This window comes from Cohnella herbarum (assembly GCF_012849095.1).
GTDB classification, from domain to species: Bacteria; Bacillota; Bacilli; order Paenibacillales; family Paenibacillaceae; genus Cohnella; species Cohnella herbarum.
In genome coordinates, this window is the sequence record NZ_CP051680.1 from 2200084 (window position 1) to 2220024 (window position 19941).

General features: G+C 53.3%; 18 protein-coding genes. 2 read left to right on the plus strand and 16 right to left on the minus strand.

The genetic code is table 11. The features are described 5' to 3' along the window. Nucleotides 1–62: 62 nt before the first annotated feature. From pknB to purT, 16 genes are all read right to left on the minus strand, one after another. Complete coding sequence (gene pknB, locus HH215_RS09910) at nucleotides 63–2144, minus strand: Stk1 family PASTA domain-containing Ser/Thr kinase (RefSeq protein WP_169279755.1); 2082 nt, start codon at nucleotides 2142–2144, stop codon at nucleotides 63–65. Further along, entirely contained in the window at nucleotides 2141–2908 is a 768-nt protein-coding gene (locus HH215_RS09915; protein WP_169279756.1) for a Stp1/IreP family PP2C-type Ser/Thr phosphatase, read from the minus strand. The genes pknB and HH215_RS09915 overlap by 4 nt, the downstream gene beginning before the upstream one ends. A 5-nt stretch (nucleotides 2909–2913) precedes the next feature. Further along, the gene (rlmN, locus tag HH215_RS09920; protein ID WP_169284315.1) at nucleotides 2914–4011 is read right to left on the minus strand and encodes a dual-specificity RNA methyltransferase RlmN; all 1098 of its coding nucleotides are present in this window, start codon (nucleotides 4009–4011) and stop codon (nucleotides 2914–2916) included. 41 nt (nucleotides 4012–4052) lie between these two features. Next, the gene (rsmB, locus tag HH215_RS09925; RefSeq protein WP_169279757.1) at nucleotides 4053–5450 is read right to left on the minus strand and encodes a 16S rRNA (cytosine(967)-C(5))-methyltransferase RsmB; all 1398 of its coding nucleotides are present in this window, start codon (nucleotides 5448–5450) and stop codon (nucleotides 4053–4055) included. Nucleotides 5451–5672: 222 nt separating this feature from the next. Continuing rightward, a complete protein-coding gene (gene fmt, locus HH215_RS09930; protein WP_169279758.1) occupies nucleotides 5673–6626 on the minus strand; it encodes a methionyl-tRNA formyltransferase in 954 nt (317 codons plus the stop codon). 1 nt (nucleotide 6627) lies between these two features. Beyond that, the gene (gene def / locus HH215_RS09935) at nucleotides 6628–7119 is read right to left on the minus strand and encodes a peptide deformylase (RefSeq protein ID WP_169279759.1); all 492 of its coding nucleotides are present in this window, start codon (nucleotides 7117–7119) and stop codon (nucleotides 6628–6630) included. Nucleotides 7120–7359: 240 nt separating this feature from the next. Then, entirely contained in the window at nucleotides 7360–9855 is a 2496-nt protein-coding gene (gene priA / locus HH215_RS09940; RefSeq protein ID WP_169279760.1) for a primosomal protein N', read from the minus strand. Continuing rightward, entirely contained in the window at nucleotides 9852–11099 is a 1248-nt protein-coding gene (gene coaBC / locus HH215_RS09945) for a bifunctional phosphopantothenoylcysteine decarboxylase/phosphopantothenate--cysteine ligase CoaBC (protein WP_169279761.1), read from the minus strand. Before coaBC ends, priA begins: the two co-directional genes overlap by 4 nt. Nucleotides 11100–11253: 154 nt before the next feature. Continuing rightward, nucleotides 11254–11472, minus strand: coding sequence for a DNA-directed RNA polymerase subunit omega (rpoZ, locus tag HH215_RS09950; protein WP_169279762.1), 219 nt, complete (start codon nucleotides 11470–11472; stop codon nucleotides 11254–11256). 13 nt (nucleotides 11473–11485) lie between these two features. Further along, the gene (gene gmk, locus HH215_RS09955) at nucleotides 11486–12112 is read right to left on the minus strand and encodes a guanylate kinase (protein WP_169279763.1); all 627 of its coding nucleotides are present in this window, start codon (nucleotides 12110–12112) and stop codon (nucleotides 11486–11488) included. 13 nt (nucleotides 12113–12125) lie between these two features. Continuing rightward, nucleotides 12126–12386 carry an extracellular matrix/biofilm regulator RemA gene (gene remA, locus HH215_RS09960; protein ID WP_169279764.1) on the minus strand — a complete coding sequence of 87 codons (261 nt, stop codon included), beginning with the start codon at nucleotides 12384–12386 and terminating at the stop codon, nucleotides 12126–12128. A gap of 186 nt (nucleotides 12387–12572) precedes the next feature. Beyond that, nucleotides 12573–14441: a bifunctional homocysteine S-methyltransferase/methylenetetrahydrofolate reductase gene (locus HH215_RS09965; RefSeq protein WP_169279765.1), complete on the minus strand. Its 1869-nt coding sequence runs from the start codon at nucleotides 14439–14441 to the stop codon at nucleotides 12573–12575. Between the two features lie 109 nt (nucleotides 14442–14550). Beyond that, nucleotides 14551–15771, minus strand: a complete 1221-nt coding sequence (locus tag HH215_RS09970) for an MFS transporter (protein WP_169279766.1) — start codon at nucleotides 15769–15771, stop codon at nucleotides 14551–14553. Between the two features lie 82 nt (nucleotides 15772–15853). Then, nucleotides 15854–16135 (minus strand): ArsR/SmtB family transcription factor, encoded by a 282-nt coding sequence (locus tag HH215_RS09975; protein ID WP_169279767.1) that lies wholly within the window; start codon nucleotides 16133–16135, stop codon nucleotides 15854–15856. A 176-nt stretch (nucleotides 16136–16311) separates the two neighbouring features. After that, complete coding sequence (dapF, locus tag HH215_RS09980) at nucleotides 16312–17145, minus strand: diaminopimelate epimerase (protein ID WP_169279768.1); 834 nt, start codon at nucleotides 17143–17145, stop codon at nucleotides 16312–16314. Between the two features lie 135 nt (nucleotides 17146–17280). Next, nucleotides 17281–18441 (minus strand): phosphoribosylglycinamide formyltransferase 2, encoded by a 1161-nt coding sequence (gene purT, locus HH215_RS09985; protein ID WP_169279769.1) that lies wholly within the window; start codon nucleotides 18439–18441, stop codon nucleotides 17281–17283. 200 nt (nucleotides 18442–18641) lie between these two features. On the opposite strand from purT, the gene HH215_RS09990 reads away from it, so the two are divergent. Together HH215_RS09990 and HH215_RS09995 are read left to right on the plus strand one after the other, a co-directional pair. Next, entirely contained in the window at nucleotides 18642–19292 is a 651-nt protein-coding gene (locus HH215_RS09990; protein ID WP_169279770.1) for a TetR/AcrR family transcriptional regulator, read from the plus strand. Between the two features lie 55 nt (nucleotides 19293–19347). Beyond that, nucleotides 19348–19872: a hypothetical protein gene (locus HH215_RS09995; RefSeq protein WP_169279771.1), complete on the plus strand. Its 525-nt coding sequence runs from the start codon at nucleotides 19348–19350 to the stop codon at nucleotides 19870–19872. Nucleotides 19873–19941: the final 69 nt, after the last annotated feature.

Below are 19941 nucleotides of genomic sequence, written 5' to 3' on the forward strand. Positions count from 1 at the left end.
TCCTAGCCCGAATCGGCTCTGGTTGTCATTCCTTCTATCTCGTTTATTCCTATTTCTATTCATTACGGGTTCGTGATCTCGCCATCCACCGGATCCGCTCCGGCATCGTCCGTTGGAGACTCGAGCGGATCCGTTCCTTCGCCGTTATCGCCCGGACTCGGCTCTTCCGTATTCGTAACCGGAAGGATGAGATAAGGAACCGGCTCGGTCTGGACTAATTTATCGTCGCGGTAAATCTTGATTTCGCCGTCCTTCGTCGGAGACAGTATCAGGGAAATCGGAATCGAAGTCGTCGCGCTGATCGTGTGCGTCCCGCGTTCGATGTTATCGCCCGTCGCGTCGGAGGTTACGATTCTGATTTTACTCGATTGTCCGTCAACCGCCGGCGACACGGTGATGCTTAGTTTCTGCTCTCGCGAATCATCGGGATATCCGCTGCTCACATAGATCGTAATCTCGGTCTGAGGCGTCACCATTTCGTTTTCTTCGAAAGGGAACTGCTTGAACACTTCTCCTTTCGGAGTATAGCTCTTTTCCCGAATAATTTTTTCCTTTAAATTCGACTTAGCGATGATCGCCCTTGCCTGGTCTTCCGTCTTGCCGATCAGATTCGGCATCTTGAAAGCTTCCTCGCCTTTGCTGATCGTAAGAATGATCTTCGTGTCTGTAGCCGTAGGATCAAACTTCGCATCCGCGAGCGGAAACTGCTCAAGAATAGTTCCTAAATCGCTTTTATCGAATATTTCTTTCGGAATAATGTTATCCTTGCTAACGCCCATTTCTTGAAGCTTGTTGCTTGCTTCGTCAAAGGATTGTCCGGTCAACCCCGGCATCAAGGGAAGATCCTTAGCTATGCTCACGGTCAATTGAACGGGGGACCCTTCCTTGGCTTCGACGTTCGGATCCTTGTCTTGCTTAAGGACGATGCCGGCGTCTTTCTCCTCGCTCTCTTCATAGAGAATCGGATCGGCGATCGTAAATCCGGCCGCTATGAGCTCATCTCTCGCTTTAGCTTCAGTCATTCCGACCACGTCAGGCACCAAGATATCGTCCGGCATCTGTTGTTTTAATGCCGAGACCGCCCAGATCAGAACTCCGATCAGGACGATGGCCAACACTCCGAGAACCGTCGGCAATACCCATTTGCGTTTGCGTACTCCCGAACCGTCGGGATTCCAACGCTCGTCGTTATTCGCGTTCGACACTTTCACCGCCGGAGCTTCGATCGTACTTCGCATATCCGGACGGATAGCCGGAATGACCCTCGTTCTGTCCTCTTCGTTGTCCTCGTCGCTTAAATATTGCACGGGAGGTTCGTTTAACCGTTGCGGCTGCAAGCAAGTTTCCAGATCCATCAGCATTTCCCGCGCGGATTGGTATCTCTCCTGCGGGTTTTTGCGCATCGCGCGGAGAATAACGTTCTCGACGCTTTGCGGGATATAAGGATTCACTTTGCGCGGCTGCTCGAACGGCTCTTGCAAATGCTTAAGCGCGACGCTAATCGGACTTTCTCCCAGGAAAGGCAACCTGCCGGTCAGCATCTGATAAAGCACGATTCCGAGCGAATATAAATCGGATTTCTCGCCGGTGGCTATGCCTTTGGCGTGCTCGGGAGAGAAATAATGGACGGAACCGATGACGGAGCCCGTCTGGGTAATCGTCGAGGAAGTGACGGCACGGGCGATTCCGAAATCCGTCACCTTAACCCTTCCGTTATTTCCGATCAGAATATTATGCGGTTTAATGTCGCGATGAATGATCTGATTATGATGGGCGTGATCCAAAGCATCGCAAATTTGCGCCGTGATTTTCACGGCCTCGTCCGCTTGCAACGGAGCGCGATCGCGAATGATCTCGTTTAAGTTTGCCCCGTCCATGAATTCCATTACGATATAATGAGTGTCTTCCACTTGACCGACGTCGTAGATGCTCACGATATTCGGATGCGACAAAGACGCGGCAGCCTGAGCTTCGCGGCGGAATCGCTTCACGAAATCGTCGTCGTGCGTAAATTGCTGGCGCAATACTTTTACGGCTACGAAACGGTTCAACAATAAGTCCCGCGCTTTGTATACAAGCGCCATACCGCCCCCGCCAACACGAGCCAGCAGTTCGTAACGCCCGCTAAGCGTAAGTCCGATCATGCTGTTATCCCTCCTGCGGCATCAGCCAGTCCCTCGCTTGCGACAAGCACGACGGTCACATTGTCGTCTCCGCCCGCCGCTAGCGCTAGATCGATCAACTTCTGCGCTTGTTGCTCCAGTTGTACGTTCGGATCCTCGAGCGTTGATTGGACCTCGACGGGTTCGACTAATCCGCTTAGCCCGTCACTGCATAACAAGATCAGGTCTCCGCTCCGCCAATCGATAACCTGAACGTCGGCTTCCACTTCGCGGTCCGTACCGAGCGCTCGCGTCAATACGTTCCGTCTCGGATGGTGCGCGGCTTCCTCCGGACTTAATTGTCCGGATTTCGTGAGCTCGTTCACGAGCGTATGATCTTCCGTCAGCAGTTCAAATTGACCGCTGCGCAGACGGTAAGCTCTGCTATCGCCGATGTGGCCGATCAATCCGGCGGTTCCGTCCAACAATGCCATAACGACCGTCGTCCCCATGTTATGGTACTGATCGTTCAGGGACGCCGTTTCGTATACGACTTTATTCGCTTTACGGATCATATCCTTAAGCGCCGGCACGCTTTCCTGGATCGAAGATGATCCGCCCCAAGCTTGCAACGATTGTACCAGGCTGTCCACGGCAAGAGAGCTGGCAACGTCACCCGCGCGATGGCCGCCCATCCCGTCCGCGACGATAGCCGCCGTAATGCCTCCTGACAAATTACCGCTCCAGGCTTGGTCCTCATTAATTTGCCTTACTTTACCGACATGACTCCGCAATGCCGTTTTCATACCTATCACCCCGTCGTCGTCTCCATGTGCTTCGCCCGCAATTGACCGCAAGCCGCAGCAATGTCATGGCCTTGCTCCCTGCGAATCGTAACGTTAACGTTTTTCTTCTGCAACACGCGCTGGAATTCAAAAATATCGTCCCGCGGCGTTCTCACGTAATTCCGTTCGGGCACATAGTTAACGGGAATCAGGTTCACGTGGCACAACATGCCCTGAAGCACGTCGCCTAGTTCTTCCGCATGCTCCGGACGATCGTTGACTCCGCCGATCAAAGCATATTCGAACGTAATCCGCCGACCCGTTTTCTCGATGTAATATTTGCAAGCGTTAATGACGTCCACGAAAGGGAACCGCCGATTAACCGGCATAAGCTTCGAACGAAGCGCGTCGTTAGGCGCATGGATGGAAATCGCCAAGTTGATTTGCGTATTCTCGTCGGCGAACTTGATCATGCTTGGCACGATTCCGCTTGTCGATACGGTAATGTGTCTGGCCCCGATGTTCAGCCCTTTAGGATGAATCATCGTGCGTAGAAACTGCATCGTCGCATCGTAATTTTCGAAAGGCTCGCCGATGCCCATGATGACGATACTGGAAACCCGCTCGTTAAGAGGGTCTAATATTCTTTGCGATTGAACGACCTGGGCAATGATTTCCCCTGCGGTTAAGCTTCTCTTAAGACCGCCTAGAGTAGAAGCGCAGAACGTGCAGCCGATCCTGCAGCCGACCTGCGTCGTCACGCAGACGCTATTGCCGTAGTTATGGCGCATAATGACCGTTTCGATCGCATGGTCGTCGTGCAAGCCGAATAGGAACTTCACCGTTCCGTCCTTGGATTCGAACTTCGCGATCTCCGTTAGCGTGATAAACCGGAAGTTAGCGGCCAGCTTCTCTCTAAGGGGCTTAGATAAATTCAACATTTCTTCGAAGGAGCCTACGCGCTTAACGTAGATCCAATCGAAAATTTGACCCGCGCGAAAAGCCGGCTCCCCCTGCGCTTTAATCCACTCTTGAATATCTTCCAAAGATAAATCGTAGATAAAAGGTTTGTTTTGTTCCGCGTCGTTTTGTTCTTTATTTTCCTTGCGTACTTTTTGTTCCATGTCCAATTTCGTCACCACCATTCGTTCATTTTAACATAATTTTATTGGGATTGCTTCCGTAATCGGGCAATGAAGAAACCGTCGCTCCCGAACATTTGCGGGAGAAGCTGGAGCATGCCCGAGAAGTTTTCCGGCAGCTTGCCGGCAGCTCGAAGCGGCACCAGAACTTCATCCGGCCATTCGGCGTCCAACACGAATTCGGGAAATTCGGCCAGAAAGCTCTTGATCGTGCTTTCGTTTTCCTCCGACGCGATCGTACACGTGCTGTAGACTAGCGTGCCTCCCGGTTTGACAAGCGATTGGACTTGTCTAAGCAATCGACCTTGCAAGCGGGACAAGCTTTCGATATCCTCCGCCGTTTTATTCCATTTGATCTCCGGCTTGCGGCGAATGACGCCGAACCCGGAGCATGGCGCATCGAGCAACACGACGTCGCAAGATTGCGGCGCGATCCGTTCCGGCAATTCCAGAGCATCGCCCGTCATCGTCTCCACGCAAGTTAATCCGAGACGGTCGGCTTGCTGCTTAATAAGCGCCTCCTTATGAGGATGCACATCATTGGCGATTATTTTTCCTTCATTGCGCATAATTTCGGCTAAATGGGTCGATTTTCCTCCCGGAGCGGCGCAGCAATCCAATACTTGCATGCCCGGTTTAGGGGCGGCGACCGCCGCGACCAACATCGAACTCTCGTCCTGGACGGAAATAAAACCTTGCTTAAACCAATCCGAATGGACGAGGTTACCCGCTTTGAACGCGATAATGCCTTCTTGGCTTAAGGGAGACGGAACCGCCTCCATCCCGGCGTCCGACATGCCCGCTATAACCTGATCGCGAGTCGCTTTCAGTCGGTTTACACGCGCGGAAGCATGGGGATGCTCATTGTTGGCCATGCACATCTCTTCCGTGAGTTGCTCCCCGTATTCGGCTACCCACCGTTCCACGAGCCATAGCGGATGGCTATGGGTCAGCGAAATCCGTTCCGTTGCAGGCAGGTTAACGGGCAAAGTGGACTCCAGTCCATCCCTTAGCAACCCGCGCAGCACTCCGTTCACAAGTCCGCCGATTCCGGCATGGCCCCGCTTCTTCGCGATCCTCACCGCTTCGTCCACCGCCGCATGGGCAGGCACCCGACTCAACCATCGAAGCTGATAATAGCTCATTCTAAGCAAGCTTCGCACCCAAGGATCGATTTTATTGGGCCAACCCTTTACCCGGCCTTTTAATTCGTGATCTATCGTATTCAGCCGTTGAATCGTTCCGTAGACAAGTTCCGTCGCAAGCGATGCGTCCGGACGCGACAGCTCGGCCGACTGAAGAGCCTGATTTAGTTCAAGTCCGCTATAGGCTCCTTGCGTCTCCACGTTATGAAGGACGCTCATCGCGATTTCCCGCGCTCCTTGCGGTTTGCCTCCCGGCAATCGGTTTGTTTTACTCATTATTCGCATCCTATCCGCACTCAAGTTTCTGAATCGCCAAGCAAAAACGACAAATCGCCGTCTTTGACGACGTTACGCGTTTTTATTAAGTTTTTACTGCTGAGATTCGATTGCCTCATTCGATTTTCATAAGACACGAAGCGTGAATTATACACTTAGGTATTCCTGTAGATGAGCGAGAAGTACATAAATCGCCCTGAAAGTTAAAAAAAAGCCCGGGGATTACCCGAGCACCTTACCGGGAACTAGCCGCGCGCCTTTCGCATACTCAGCGGCAGCCAGCGCTTTCTTGCCGGCCGGCTGAACTTCGGTAAGCACGATGCTGCCGTCTCCCGTGCGAATTCGGATTCCGAAAGCTCCCGTCTCCAACACGGTTCCCGGAGCCGACTTCTGCCAATCCGGTTTCAGAGCCCTATCCTGCTCTTCCGGAACGCGGCTTCCCCAAACCTTAAATACTTCGCCGTCTAAATACGTGAACCCGCCCGCCATCGGATAGAGGCCTCTGACTTGATTGAACAACTGCCGAGAGCTAATCCGCCAATCCAACTTCTCGTCGTCGCGCGTCAGATTCGGGGCATAAGTCGCTTCGCTATCGTTTTGCGGCGTACGGGTCACGGAACCTTCCGCAATACGCGGAAGCCACTCCATCAGCAGTTGCGCGCCCGCCACGCTAAGCTTCTCGAACATCGAACCCGAAGTATCTTGTTCGGCGATCGGAACTTCGACTTTCGCGATCATGTCGCCGGTGTCCAAACCCTCCGCCATATACATAAGCGTTACGCCGGTAACCGACTCGCCGTTAATGATCGAACGCTGGATCGGCGCTCCGCCCCGGTACTTCGGCAAGAGCGATCCATGTACGTTAATACAGCCGAATCGCGGCAACTCTAGAACCGACTTCGGCAGAATTTGTCCGTAAGCGGCAGTAATGATCAAATCCGGCGCGATGTCCGCGACCGCGGCGACGCCTTCCGGAGAACGAAGTTTCTCGGGCTGGATAACGTGAAGTCCGCGTTCCAACGCAAACGCTTTGACCGGAGACGGGGTGAGTTCCCGTTTGCGGCCCTTCGGCCGATCCGGTTGCGTGACGACCGCCGCGACTTCGCATCCATTCTCTAGCAAAGCAGCTAACGAAGAAACCGCGAATTGCGGCGTTCCCATAAACAATATTTTCATGTTACGCTCCATCCTGCTGCTGATCTTCGGGTTTCCGAGCCTCGTAGACCGATTCCGCGGAATCTATGAACAAAACGCCGTTCAAATGATCCACTTCGTGTTGAAAAGCTCTCGAAAGAAATTCCGTGCTCTCATATTGTATCGGCTTGCCGTTCCGATCTTGGCCCCGGATGACGATCCGGTTTGCTCGGCGAACGTCCCCTTGCAGCCCCGGAATGCTTAAACAGCCTTCCGGCCCTAACTGCTCGCCTTCCGCCGAGACGATCACAGGATTTACCAACTCGATGAGCTCATGTTCATCCCCCACGTCTACGACGATGACGCGCTTCAATATTCCGACCTGAGGAGCTGCTAGCCCGACTCCGTCGGCGTCGTACATCGTATCCGCCATGTCGTCCAGCAACTTATGCAAGTTGGCATTGAATTTCGTCACTTCCTGCGCTCTTTCCCGAAGCACGGCATCAGGGTGTTTCACGATTAACCGAATTGACATAACGGCATCCGTCCTTTTCATTACTTAAGTATTTCCGATGCTCTTAAAGCAAATCTTAAAGTACGAGTTCAAAAAGTCAGGTTTTCAGCACCGAGAAGGTTGGATGAAGCTAGGGACTGAGGAGCGGAGCGTAGGAAAAACCTACGTGAGCACCGGAAGGCCCGGCTGAATTCAAGATTCGATGCCGAATAAGCTTCTTGCTTCGCTTCGTAATCAAAAGTTGACTTTTTGAACTTCCTCTCAAAGCATCATTTGCGGATCTACGTCGACGCTGATCTGCACGCCGGACCGTTTAACCGCATCTCCCATTTGTTCTAGCACGCGAGAGGTCAACAAGCTGGCATCGACGTCTCCCCGATATTTTACCATACATTGAAAACGGTAGCGATCTTTCAATCGGGCAATCGGCGAAGAAACCGGCCCCAATACCTCCAGAGCCGTATGCCCGCCCATGTCGAAATCCTTGCGAATGCCGAGCGCGGCTGCTTTTTCCCGCATTCCCGTCGCAAAACTAGTTCCTATCGAAAGCAACATGGGCACCGACTCGTGAGAAAAAGTAACGGATAATAGCCTTCCATACGGCGGGTAACCGAGCTGTTTCCTTAGCACCAAGGCCCTTTCCACGAAACCGTTATAATCATGGCCTTGCACGTACGTAATCGACTCATGCTCGGGATCGTAGGTTTGAATAATGACTTCTCCGGGCAATTCATGGCGTCCCGCTCTTCCGGCAACCTGCGTCAGCAATTGGAACGTCCTCTCGGAAGCCCGGAAATCCGGCAATCGAAGAGCCGCGTCGGCCGCGAGTACGCCGACCAAAGTGACGTAAGGAAAGTCCAATCCCTTGGCGACCATCTGCGTCCCTAGCAATACATCCGCTCGACGTTCACGGAATTCCGTCAGCCATTTCTCGTGGGAGCCTTTTTCCGACGTCGTATCTACATCCATCCGAATGACCCTGATCCCGGGAAAAGTCGCCGCGAGCGATTCTTCGACTTTCTGCGTCCCCGTTCCGAAGAAGCGGATGTGGGGACTTTCGCAGCTCGGACAGGTTTTCGGCTCCGCCTCGGAGTATCCGCAATAGTGGCAACGCAAATTTTGCGAGCCTCGATGATAGGTTAACGAAATCTCGCAGTGAGGGCACGCGGCAGTGTATCCGCAGGACCGGCACATGACGAAAGTTGCGTAACCCCGTCGGTTCAGGAGCAAGACGATTTGTTCTTGCTTCTCTAATCGATTCCTGATCGCGTCGGCCAGCGGTCGGCTGAACATGGCCCGATTGCCGAGCTTTAGCTCCTCCCGCATATCGACGATGCTTACCCCTGGCAGAGGACGATTGGCGACTCTTTCGGGCAATGCGATATATTCGGTTCCGCGAAGCCCCGTCTCCCTTCCGCTATAGACGGCCGCTTCATAGGTTTCCAGCGCCGGAGTCGCCGAACCGAGCACGACGACCGCATCGTGCAGGCGAGCACGTTCAACCGCCACGTCGCGGGCGTGATATTTCGGACTCTCTTCTTGTTTATATGAAGTTTCGTGTTCTTCGTCGATAACGATTAGACCGATCTTGCCGAACGGCGCGAATACCGCCGAACGCGCGCCAACCGCTACCTGCGCTCGACCTTCGCGAATTTTGCGCCACTCGTCGTATCGTTCGCCATTGGACAAGCGGCTGTGCAGGACGGCAACCCTCGAACCGAACCGGCTCTTGAAGCGTTCGACCATCTGCGGCGTCAAGGCGATTTCCGGAACGAGGACGATCGCTTCCCGCCCCAATTCCAAGCAACGCTGGATCGCCTGCAAGTAAACTTCCGTCTTACCGCTGCCCGTGACGCCATGGAGAAGGAACGTAGCGCATCGGCTCTCGTCGATTGCCGATCGAATCGGGCCTAACGCAGCGGCTTGCTTCGGCGTCAACCTCATTGGAGCGGATGCCGGGAAATCACGATGCGCGTAAGGATCGCGATCTTCGGTCACCGCCCGAATCTCGACCAACCCTCGCTCGGCGAGCGACTTGATCGTGGACGAAGTCGTTCCCGCGGCTTCGGTCAGCTTCAGCACCGCGATCGGATCGTTGTTCTCGGCTAAATATCGCAGCACTTCGCGTTGCTTATTCGCCCTGGCCGGAATATGCTCGATCGCTTGCAGTAGCGTTTCCGGTAGATCCGGGAAAACCGTTTGAACGGTTTTGACCGATAATTGGTCTTCGACGCGTTGGCGCTCCTCCAGCCTTCCTTGGCTAAGCCACAGCTTAAGGGATGATCCTTGATCCGGGTACTGTTGCAGCAGAGTTGTCAGCTTGATCGGTTTGCCTTTGTTCAGCGCAAGCAAGAGACCGCCACTCAAGGCGGTCTCTTCATCGGACCACTCCGCTCCGGCGGCCGGAAACAAGTATTTCTCCGACTTTCCTTTCAGCGCGGATGGCAACATCGCTTGCAAAGCTACCGTCAGGGGGCATAACCATCTCTTGCTGATCCACACCCCCAGCTCTACTAATTCCGCGGACAACGGAGGAATCGCGTCTAGCACTTCCTCGATCGGCTTCAGCTTGGCGTATTCGACTTCAGCGTCGCTCGCCAGCCCGGTCACGATCCCTTGAAGCTTACGGGGACCGAACGGAACCGCAACTCGACTGCCAATCTCGACCCAGCCCGACAATCGATCCGGAATTAAATAATCGAACGTCCGATCCGTATCCCGGCTCGGTACGTCTACGATCACTCTGGCAACCGTCATCGCTCCGTTCCTTTCCGGTTCTGTTCTCCGATAACGGCTTGGGCGATCTCCAATAACCTCTCCGCTACGGCCCTTTTGGACATTTGCGGTAACTGTTCGACGAGCCCTTTCGGTCCATATACGCTGACGATATTCGTCTCGGTTCCGAAGCCCGCGCCCGCTTCCGTCACGTTATTGGCGACGATCAAATCGCATTTCTTGCGCTGTAATTTGTCGAGCGCATGTTTCTCCACGTCGTTCGTTTCCGCGGCGAAGCCGATAATGAACGGCTTAGCGCCATCCGGCTGCGCAACTCTCCATTCCCCGATCGCCTGCAAAATGTCGGGATTGCGAACGAGTTGCAAAGTGAACGTTTCCGACGTTTTTTTCATTTTATGCGTCGCTTGGCTAGCGGGACGATAATCGGCAACCGCGGCGGCCTTGACTACGAGATCCGTGTTCGCTAGCCTGTCCATGACGGCGTCATACATACTCGTTGCGGAATCTACCTTAACGATTTTTACTCCGTGAGGGACTTCCGCTTCCATTCTGCCGCAGATTAACGTGACTTCCGCGCCACGATCCCTAGCGGCTTCCGCGATCGCGAAGCCCATTTTACCCGAAGAATCGTTCGTAATGTAACGAACGGGATCGATTCGCTCCACCGTTCCTCCCGCCGTTACCAACACCTTCTTGCCCGACAACGGTTTCGGAGATACGAGCATCGCCACGATGGCTTCCACGATCTCGTCCGGTTCGGCCAATCTTCCTTTGCCGACGTATCCGCACGCCAACTGCCCCGTTCCGGGCTCCACGAACGTAGCGCCGCGCGAGGCTAGCTTGTTGACATTATCGATAACCGCCGGATGCTCCCACATATGCACGTTCATAGCCGGCGCGATCAACAAGGGAGCCGTCGTTGCGAGCAACGTCGTACTGATCATATCGTCCGCAAGCCCATTGGCCAGCTTGGCCAGCATATTCGCCGTTGCCGGAGCGATGACGGCCAGATCCGCCGAATCCGCCCAATCGATATGTTGGACGATCGACGGATCGCGTTCATCGAAGACGTCCGTCGCTACGGGATGACGGGTGAGCGTTTGCAGCGTCAGCGGCGTTATGAATTGCGTTGCCCCTTCCGTCATCATCACTCTCACCGTTGCTCCAAGTCCGACCAGACGGCTGCATAACGTCGCCGCTTTATATGCGGCTATCCCGCCGGTTACTCCTAACAGGATCGTTTTTCCCGTTAACGTCTTGCCCATGTTCCTTGCCCCCCCAAGTAAACCGGCTTCGCCGTCTTCGAGACGGCGGTACACGGTTGTATCGAGCTTATGCTAAACGACCGGATAAGTCCCTGCTAGAAAAAAAACAACCGCAAGGGTTGTCGTCTTCCTTTACATATCCGTTCGCGATAGATTAGTCTCTGTTTAACGTATTCGTCTTCAGATGCTCGACTTTGATCGCTTCGTGGTAAATTTCTTCTAACGCTACGCCTACGAACTTATGCGATTTAGGGGCGCCTAGGTTACACATAACGCCTTCGCGCAATCCCCGCGCTCTCTTGGAAGCCGCAACGACCAGGGTGTACTTGCTGTCTACTTTCTTAACCAATTCATCAATGGATGGATATAACATGATATCACCTCTTTCAGACGTTATCCGCGGTTTTGACGGTTTCCAGTTGCTGGAATAACTCGCCAAGAAATCTTTCCCGCTTGCAGTGCTCGGCGGTGATGATGGAACTGATTCGATTGCATGCCTGATCGATCTCGTCGTTCACGACAGCGTAATCGTAATGGTGAAGCAGGTTCATCTCTTCCACGGCAACCGATAGACGATGGTCGATCGTTGCCTGGGATTCCGTCCCCCTGCCGACGATTCTTTGTTTCAACTCGTTAAGAGACGGCGGCATCAAGAAAATAAATACGCCTTCGGAAAATTTCTCCCGCACCTTTAACGCGCCCTGTACTTCGATCTCTAGAATAATGTCCTTCCCTTCGGAAAGCGTCTTCTCCACGAAATCGCGAGGCGTCCCATAATAATTGCCGACGTACTCCGCATGCTCCAATAGAGCATCCGTTTCTATCATATGATGAAACTGCTCGCGTGTCTTGAAGAAATAATTAACCCCGTCCTGTTCGCCTTCGCGCGGCGAACGAGTCGTTGCCGATACCGAATAAATCAACTCGGGAAGTTTGCGCCGTAATACGCCGCATACCGTTCCTTTGCCGACTCCGGAAGGACCGGATAATACGAATAAAATCCCTCTGCTCATGGTGTTCCCCAATTCATTCATCGTTTTCGTCGTCTTTGGTAGATAACCTGTGAGCGACGGTTTCCGGCTGAACGGCCGACAAAATCACGTGATCGCTATCGGTTATGATGACCGCGCGCGTACGACGGCCGTATGTCGCGTCGATCAGCATATGACGGTCGCGCGCCTCTTGAATAATCCGTTTAATCGGCGCCGATTCCGGGCTGACGATGGATATAATCCGATTCGCCGAAACGATATTGCCAAATCCGATATTAATCAGCTTGATCGCCATGGTTAGCACTTTCCCCCCGGCATTCCTACCAAACAGGATATGGACGGACTCCCGAACTACGCTTCCAGTGTTGCCGAAAGCGGCTCGCCGCATACTGCTTGCTTGAAAATGCCTATTCTCTTCATCTATCGATTTATTGCTTTATTGTACTTCAAATCCCATGGAGGGACAAGAGGATGAAGCAGGTTACTTCCCTGCATTCAAACTCTTGCTCTTGCTTCTTACGTATTCGGTCAAAGAAACCGTCATTTCATAAGCCATGAACGGGGTCATCAAATAGATACCGTTGAAGTGAGCCATCGCGACATCCAGCAGCTCTTCGGCTATTCTCACGCCTTCCGCGCGGCCGGCAGAGCCTTCTAGTCCGCTCATTCGCTGCCGGACGGAATCCGATAGCTGAATGCCGGGAACTTCGTTATGCAAATATTCCGCGTTACGTCCGCTCGCGAGCGGGAAAATACCCAAGAAAATCGGAATCGTCAAATGTTTGGTCATCTCTGCGATCCGGACGATTAACTCGGGATCGTATACGGGCTGCGTCATGATGTAGTCCGCGCCCGAAGAAATTTTGCGCTCCAGTCGTTGAACCGCTTTATCCAAATGTTTAACGTTCGGGTTAAAGGCGGCTCCGACGACGAATTTCGCTTTTTGCTTCAACGGCTTGCCGGAGAAGGCGATTCCGTCGTTAAGCTGCTTGATCATACGTATGATTTCAAATGAGGTCAAATCGTACACGGAGCTTGATCCCGGCAAATCGCCGAACTTAGCCGGATCCCCCGTCACCGCCAAAACATGATCGATTCCGAGCGCGTCGAATCCCATCATGTGGGTTTGGGTGCCGATCAAATTGCGATCGCGGCACGCGATATGCGCCAAAGGCCGAATGCCTACTCTTTCTTTCAACAACGCCGCGAGCGCCATGTTGCTCATTCTCGTTACGGCAAGCGAGTTGTCCGCCATCGTCAACGCATCCGCCTTCGCGTCTTTCAACGCTTGAGCGCCGGCCATGAACTTCGTGATGTCCAGATCGCGGGGAGGATCTAATTCGACGATAACCGTATGGCGTTCGCGTACTAGATCGACTATGCTCGGTTCAACGATCTGAGGCGGCGATACTTCGTTAACTTCAACCGTCTGCTCGGGCTGAGCGGTACCCGCTTGGACCGCGTTTTGCTCCGGCGTTTGCGGAGAATAGCCGCGAAGAGCTCCGGCGATAGCCGCGATATGCTCCGGCGTCGTTCCGCAACAGCCTCCGATCAATCTCGCTCCCGCATCGGCGAATTTAATCGCGGAGGACGCGAAATACTCCGGCGTCGCGGAATAAACGACTTTGCCGTCTACGTAATCCGGAATGCCGGCATTCGGAAATACGCTTAACGGCACGCCTATATCTCTTGGGATTGTCTCGAGGGCGCGCAAGATGCCGTTAGGACCGCTTCGGCAGTTAAACCCGATAACGTCCGCCCCTTCGCTCTTCAGCCGGCGGAAAGCGTCCGGCAACAGAATGCCGTCGTGCGTCCGGTGAGGATCCTCTACCGCGAATTGGCAAATGACGCTGATATCGCTTTTTTTCCGGATAATGGATAAAGCCAAAGACAACTCTTCGAGATCGAAGAACGTCTCCAACAACAGCCCGTCAACGTCCGCGGCAAGCAGCGCCCCGATCTGTTCCTCGAAATCGCGTTTTACGATAGCCGTTCTTACGTTTTTACCCGCTCCGCCCCTAACGGCTCCTATCGAGCCGACCACGTAGGCGTCCTGGCCTACGGCTTTGCGCGCAATCGCGACGCCCGCGGCGTTGATTTCTTCGGTTTTCTTCTCCAAACCGTATTTGGACAATCGATTATGTTGAGCGGAATACGTATTGGTCTCGATAATATTCGCTCCCGCGGCCGCGTAGCGGCGATGAACGTCGGCAATGACGTCCGGCTTGAGCAAGTTAAATTCCTCGAACGATACCCCGACGGGCAAGCCGAGTTGGTATAAGTACGTCGCCATCGCGCCGTCGCCGACCAGGGGCTTAAGAGTGAGCGCCGTTCGCAAATCCGGTTTCATGAAGCTTCCCCTTCCATTCCATCTCTAAAGTATTCTTAATGTAGCACAATTTCGAGCCGGGGAAAATGGAAAAACCCGATCCTAAGGATCGGGTTGCAAGGAATTTCACTTATCGGGACGGAATCGTTTCCGGTTCGACCTGGGTTACTCGCAGCTTTTTCTCATCTAACGCCGCTCTTGCGCTCGCCCTCGATAGACCGAATGAGGTTGCCGCCAAGGCTGCCGCTATCGCGACCCCCAGCGCGCCTAACCAACCGACCGCGGACAATGATGCCCCTTCCACGATAACTCCCCCGATGCCCGCCCCGGCCGCCATGGCCAGTTGCAGCACGGAAGAATTCAAGCTAAGCATAATGCCGGAAGCCTCGGGTGCCAAAGTCATCAAATAATATTGCTGCGTCGGTCCGGACGACCACGCCGCGAAAGCCCATAACATGAGCAGCGGGAACATTAAGGCAGCCGATTGCGAGAAGGCGGCTATCAGGAACAACACCCCGGAATGAAGCAGCATGCCTCCGATCAAAGTTCGCGGGATTCCCCACTTATCCGTACTGAACCCACCAAGCTTAGAACCGATTAAGCTCGCGATGCCGAACGCGAACAAGCCGATACTTACGGCCCGCTCGCCCATTCCCGTAACCGTCAGGAGAAACGGGGAAATGTACGTATAGACAATGGAATAACCGAAAATCCAGAAAAAGGTAACCGATAAGGCGACGGCGATCTTAGGATTCCTAAGCAATGCGAATTGCGCTTTGATCGGCACCGGCTCCTCTCCGGCGGATCTCGGGATCAAACGCAGAATGGCAAGCATCGCCAGCAGTCCCAGTACGCCGATTCCCGCAAAAATCAGCTTCCAATCGTAAGCGGAAGCAATCACTCTGCCCAACGGTACGCCAATGATTAGAGAGGTGCTGAATCCCATAACGAGCGTAGCGATCGCGCTTCCTTGCTTGCCCGGTTGAGCCAGTTTGGCCGCGACCGTTAACGCGACCACGACGAACACTCCCGTGCTTAGAGCCAATATAACCCTGGAGCCCATCAGCGAAAGATATCCGGTTACCGTGACCGCAACGACGTTTCCGACGAAGAATACGGCCAGCGCCGCCAACATAAGCTTCCTTCGTTCTACTCTCGAGGTGAGGGCCATCAGAATCGGCGTACCGAACGCATAAGCCAGCGAGAAGACGGTAATGAGCTGTCCCGCGGCGGCGACCGACACCCCGACGTCTCCGGCGACCATATCCAGAATTCCCGCGATAATATTTTCCGACGTTCCTACCAAGAAGCTAACGACGGCCAGCATGTAAATTTTCCAAGAATTCGACATGTTGTTCAAACTCCTCTCTCTCCGCTCCAATAATTGTTTGTTTTTATATTTCTAAATATATAGAAATATAGGTCAAAAAAAATTACACCAACAAATAGGGCGCGTACTTCTCCGCCATATCACGATTGACGCTATAGTAGATATACGTGCCGTCTTTGCGAAGATTAAGCAATCCGCAATCGGTGAGCTGCTTCAGATGATGCGACAGCGTCGAACCGGCGACGGATTCCAGTTTGCTGCCGATATCGGAACAACACAAATTTTTCTCCTCGGTAAGCAACAGAGCGATCTTCAGCCTTGTCGGCTCTCCCAACGCCTTGTATACCTTAACCGCTTGCCCGATCTCCGCGTTATCCTCGACCATCGTCCTCTCACCCCGGCTTCGAAAAAGTATATTTCTATAAGTATCGAATTAGAGAATACCACAGGAATCGGAAGAAGTAAACCCGGTTTCGGCGAATATGGGCTTATTCCGAATAGTCGCAAAAAAACCAGCCGGCGCCGGCTGGTTTGCTAATGAACTTAACTTATCGCCCATAATTAGTTTAAGTTGCCCGTAAACACGAACGCTGCCGGACCGGTCATGTAAATCCGGTCGTTGTCCTCGTTCCAGACGATCGATAGATCGCCGCCTGCCAGGGAAATCGTCGCCTGGCGGTCCGTCAAGCCGTTCAAGACGGACGACACCAACGTCGCGCAGGCTCCCGTTCCGCAAGCCAATGTCGGACCTGCGCCCCGTTCCCATACCCGCATGTCCACTTGGCTGCGGGAATTGACGGTAGCGAACTCCACGTTGATCTTTCGCGGGAACAAAGGATGTTTCTCCAACTTCGGTCCCCATGTCGCCAGATCGAATCCGGCCGCGTCGTCCACGTAGATGACGCAATGAGGATTTCCCATGGAGACGGCCGTAAAGGCGAAATCGCGTCCGTCGACCGATACGGTATGGCCGATAACCGGATTCGCGTCGATCGTCGTAGGTACGTCTAATCCGTTCAAGATCGGCTGCCCCATATCGACGGTAACGAGAGAGACTTTGCCTTCCGACGTCTGTAATTGGACGGGCTGAACGCCTGCGCCCAACGTCTCGATCGTTAACTCCTTCTTGCTCGTCAAGCCGTTATCGTACGCGTATTTCGCCACGCAACGGATCGCATTGCCGCACTGCTCCGCCTCGGATCCGTCGGAGTTGATGATCCGCATCTTAAAGTCCGCTTTGTCCGAAGGCAAAATATACACTAAGCCGTCCGCGCCGATCCCGAAAAATCGGTTGCAAGTCCGTATGGCTAATTCCGCCACATCGTCCGGAAGGCGCTGCTCTCCTGCGACGACGATGAAGTCGTTTCCTAATCCGTGCATTTTCGTGAATTCCATTGTTCCATACCTCCCGAGAATGTAAGCCCGTCATCGTACCGATTTCCGGTTTATGTTTTTATCATAACGGTCATTCAAAGGGATGAGCATACAACAATTCTCCGTTTGTTTGCACTTTTCCGACTATCGGGGAAGTTATTCCCCTTCGATGCGAAGGGAATCCAAAGCCTTCTTCGCTCTTTCGCGCGCTTCCGAGACGGAGTTTCCGGTCGATAAAGCGACCGCCATCCTGCGTCCCGCCTTCGTAACCGGTTTGCCGAATACGCGCATTTGCGTCTGCGGAACGGACAACGCTTCCCCTATCCCTTCGATCCGATATTCCGCTAACTCCTTGTCCGCTTTTAACGGGCGGCTTGCCCCTGGAGCGATGACATAGATTTCCGGGATCGGATAACCTAATATCGCTCTTACGTGCAAAGCGAATTCGGACAGGTTCTGGCTGACCAAAGTGACCAATCCCGTATCGTGCGGACGCGGGGATACTTCGCTGAAGTATACTTTGTCTCCGGCAAGAAACAGCTCCACTCCGAAAATCCCTGTACCTCCGAGCGCATCCGTAATAACTCCGGCGATTCTTTTCGCTTCCGCGATCTGTACTTCCGTCATCTCGTGCGGTTGCCACGATTCAATGTAGTCTCCGTCTTTCTGGATATGACCGATCGGGGGACAGAACAAAGTACCGTTTACGGACCGAACCGTTAACAGCGTAATTTCCGATTCGAACGTAATAAATTCCTCGACGATGACTCTCGCCTGCTGAACGCGGCCGCCTTCCATCGCGATTTTCCAGCACCGATCCAGATCCTCTTCCGAGCGGCAGACGCTTTGCCCTTTACCGGATGAACTCATGAGCGGTTTAACGACGCACGGGAATCCCATTTCCCTTGCGGCATCCGCGAATTGCTCATAAGTATCGGCGAAACGATACCCGGCCGTCGGCAAACCGAGCGTCTCCGAAGCCAGCCTCCTGATCCCCTCTCGATCCATCGTCAGTTGCGCCGCCCGCGCGGTCGGAATCACTCGGTATCCTTCTTCCTCTAACTTCACGAGCTCCGCGGTCGCGATCGCTTCGATCTCCGGTACGATAAGATCGGGTTTCTCGCGTTCCACGACTTCGCGCAGCGCTTGGCGGTCCAACATATCGATGACGTAACTCCTGTGCGCAGTCTGCATCGCCGGAGCGTGGTCGTATCGGTCCACCGCGACGGTTTCGATTCCGAGCCGCTGCGCTTCGATAATGACTTCTTTCCCGAGCTCGCCAGAGCCGAGCAACATCAATTTTTTGCTTATGTACATGATTCCGTTTCCTCCTGCTAACACGTATTCAATACCGTTTATTATACACGATGAGTCTTTGAATCCACTATCGAAATTCCGAATGCGAAAGCTTACGAACTCACCTTCCGCGCCTATGCGTAATCCGTTGATTGACTTCGACGGGTACGTTCTGTATATTTTTGATTAACATGAATGTCAATGAAAAAGAGGAATGCTACATGTCCCCGCGCACGAAGGAACAAAATGAACAAATCCGCAAACAACGCTCGCAAGAAATATTACGGGCTGCCGTCGCCGTTTACGCGGAGAAGGGCTACGCGGCTGCCGAAATCGGCGAAATCGCGGAGAAAGCCGGTCTGGCGCGCGGACTGGTGTACCATTATTTCAAATCGAAGCAAACGCTGTTTCGCGAGCTTTACGACTCCATGATGGACGAAACGCGCAAGTTCACCGAATCCTATTTCGAGCAAGAAGGTCCTCCCCTTGATTTGTTCGCAGGATATGCGACGATCGTTTGCAAGCAAGTGCTTGAAGATCCGGCTAGATCCCGCTTCTTCTCTAGAATCAGCCTGGATGTTCATTATTTGTATACGTCCGAGGAATTTTCTCCGTTCGAATGGATGAAGAGCTTAATTCAGCCGATGAGGAAAGCCGTAGAAAACGGGATTCGTCAAGGAACGATTCGTCAAGGCGACGCCAACCTGTTGGCCTTGCAGTTCTGGGGAGCCGTGTCCCAGGGCACGAATTACATGGATCAGTTGCAGCAAGAACTTAACTCGGGGGGAACCGCTGACAGTGCGGTCAAGGAACGGTTGAAACTCGTTCTGGAGCAAACCGTAGCTTCGGCTTTGGCGGTATTAAGGGGATAGAAAAAATTTTGTTCTTTTGGTTGACATTCATGTTAGTCAAAAAAGGAGAGATCAAATGGCGATAGTGAAAATAACCAAGAACGACTTCGATTCCTTAAGCGACGAACGTTTAAGCTGGACTTGCATGGAACCAACCTTCCGACGAATCCGAGGCAAGAACGCAACCATCAAATCACAAGCCATCTCGGAGCTTACGGAAGGACAACAGGCTTTATGCATGTTCAGAGTGATGTACGACCACGCCATAAATTCCGCGGCGGAATATTACTGCTGGATGTCCTATTTGCTTGATCAATCCGGATACTGGTCTGGCGTTATGAACGGCTTGAATTTTTTCGGAGACCGTTCCATGATTCGGTTGCTGGAGGAAACTAAAGAAACGTTTCAAGCAAGGAATCTCGAACTGGGCTTGACTTGGGGCGACGCCGCGCTTAGACATCTAGATGAAGATAAGGAGCTTCTTAACGTTACGGGTCATCTATTCGAACGTTTCCAAGCCGTTAGCACCGACAGTCTGAAATCGATTAGCTCTTATATCCGCTCCCACCCCGAACAATTCGTCCTTATCGATAACCGATGACGCCTCTGGGATGTTTGCCGCCGACTCGAAGCCGAAAAAAGCCCCGACGCCGAAGGTTTATTCGGCGCG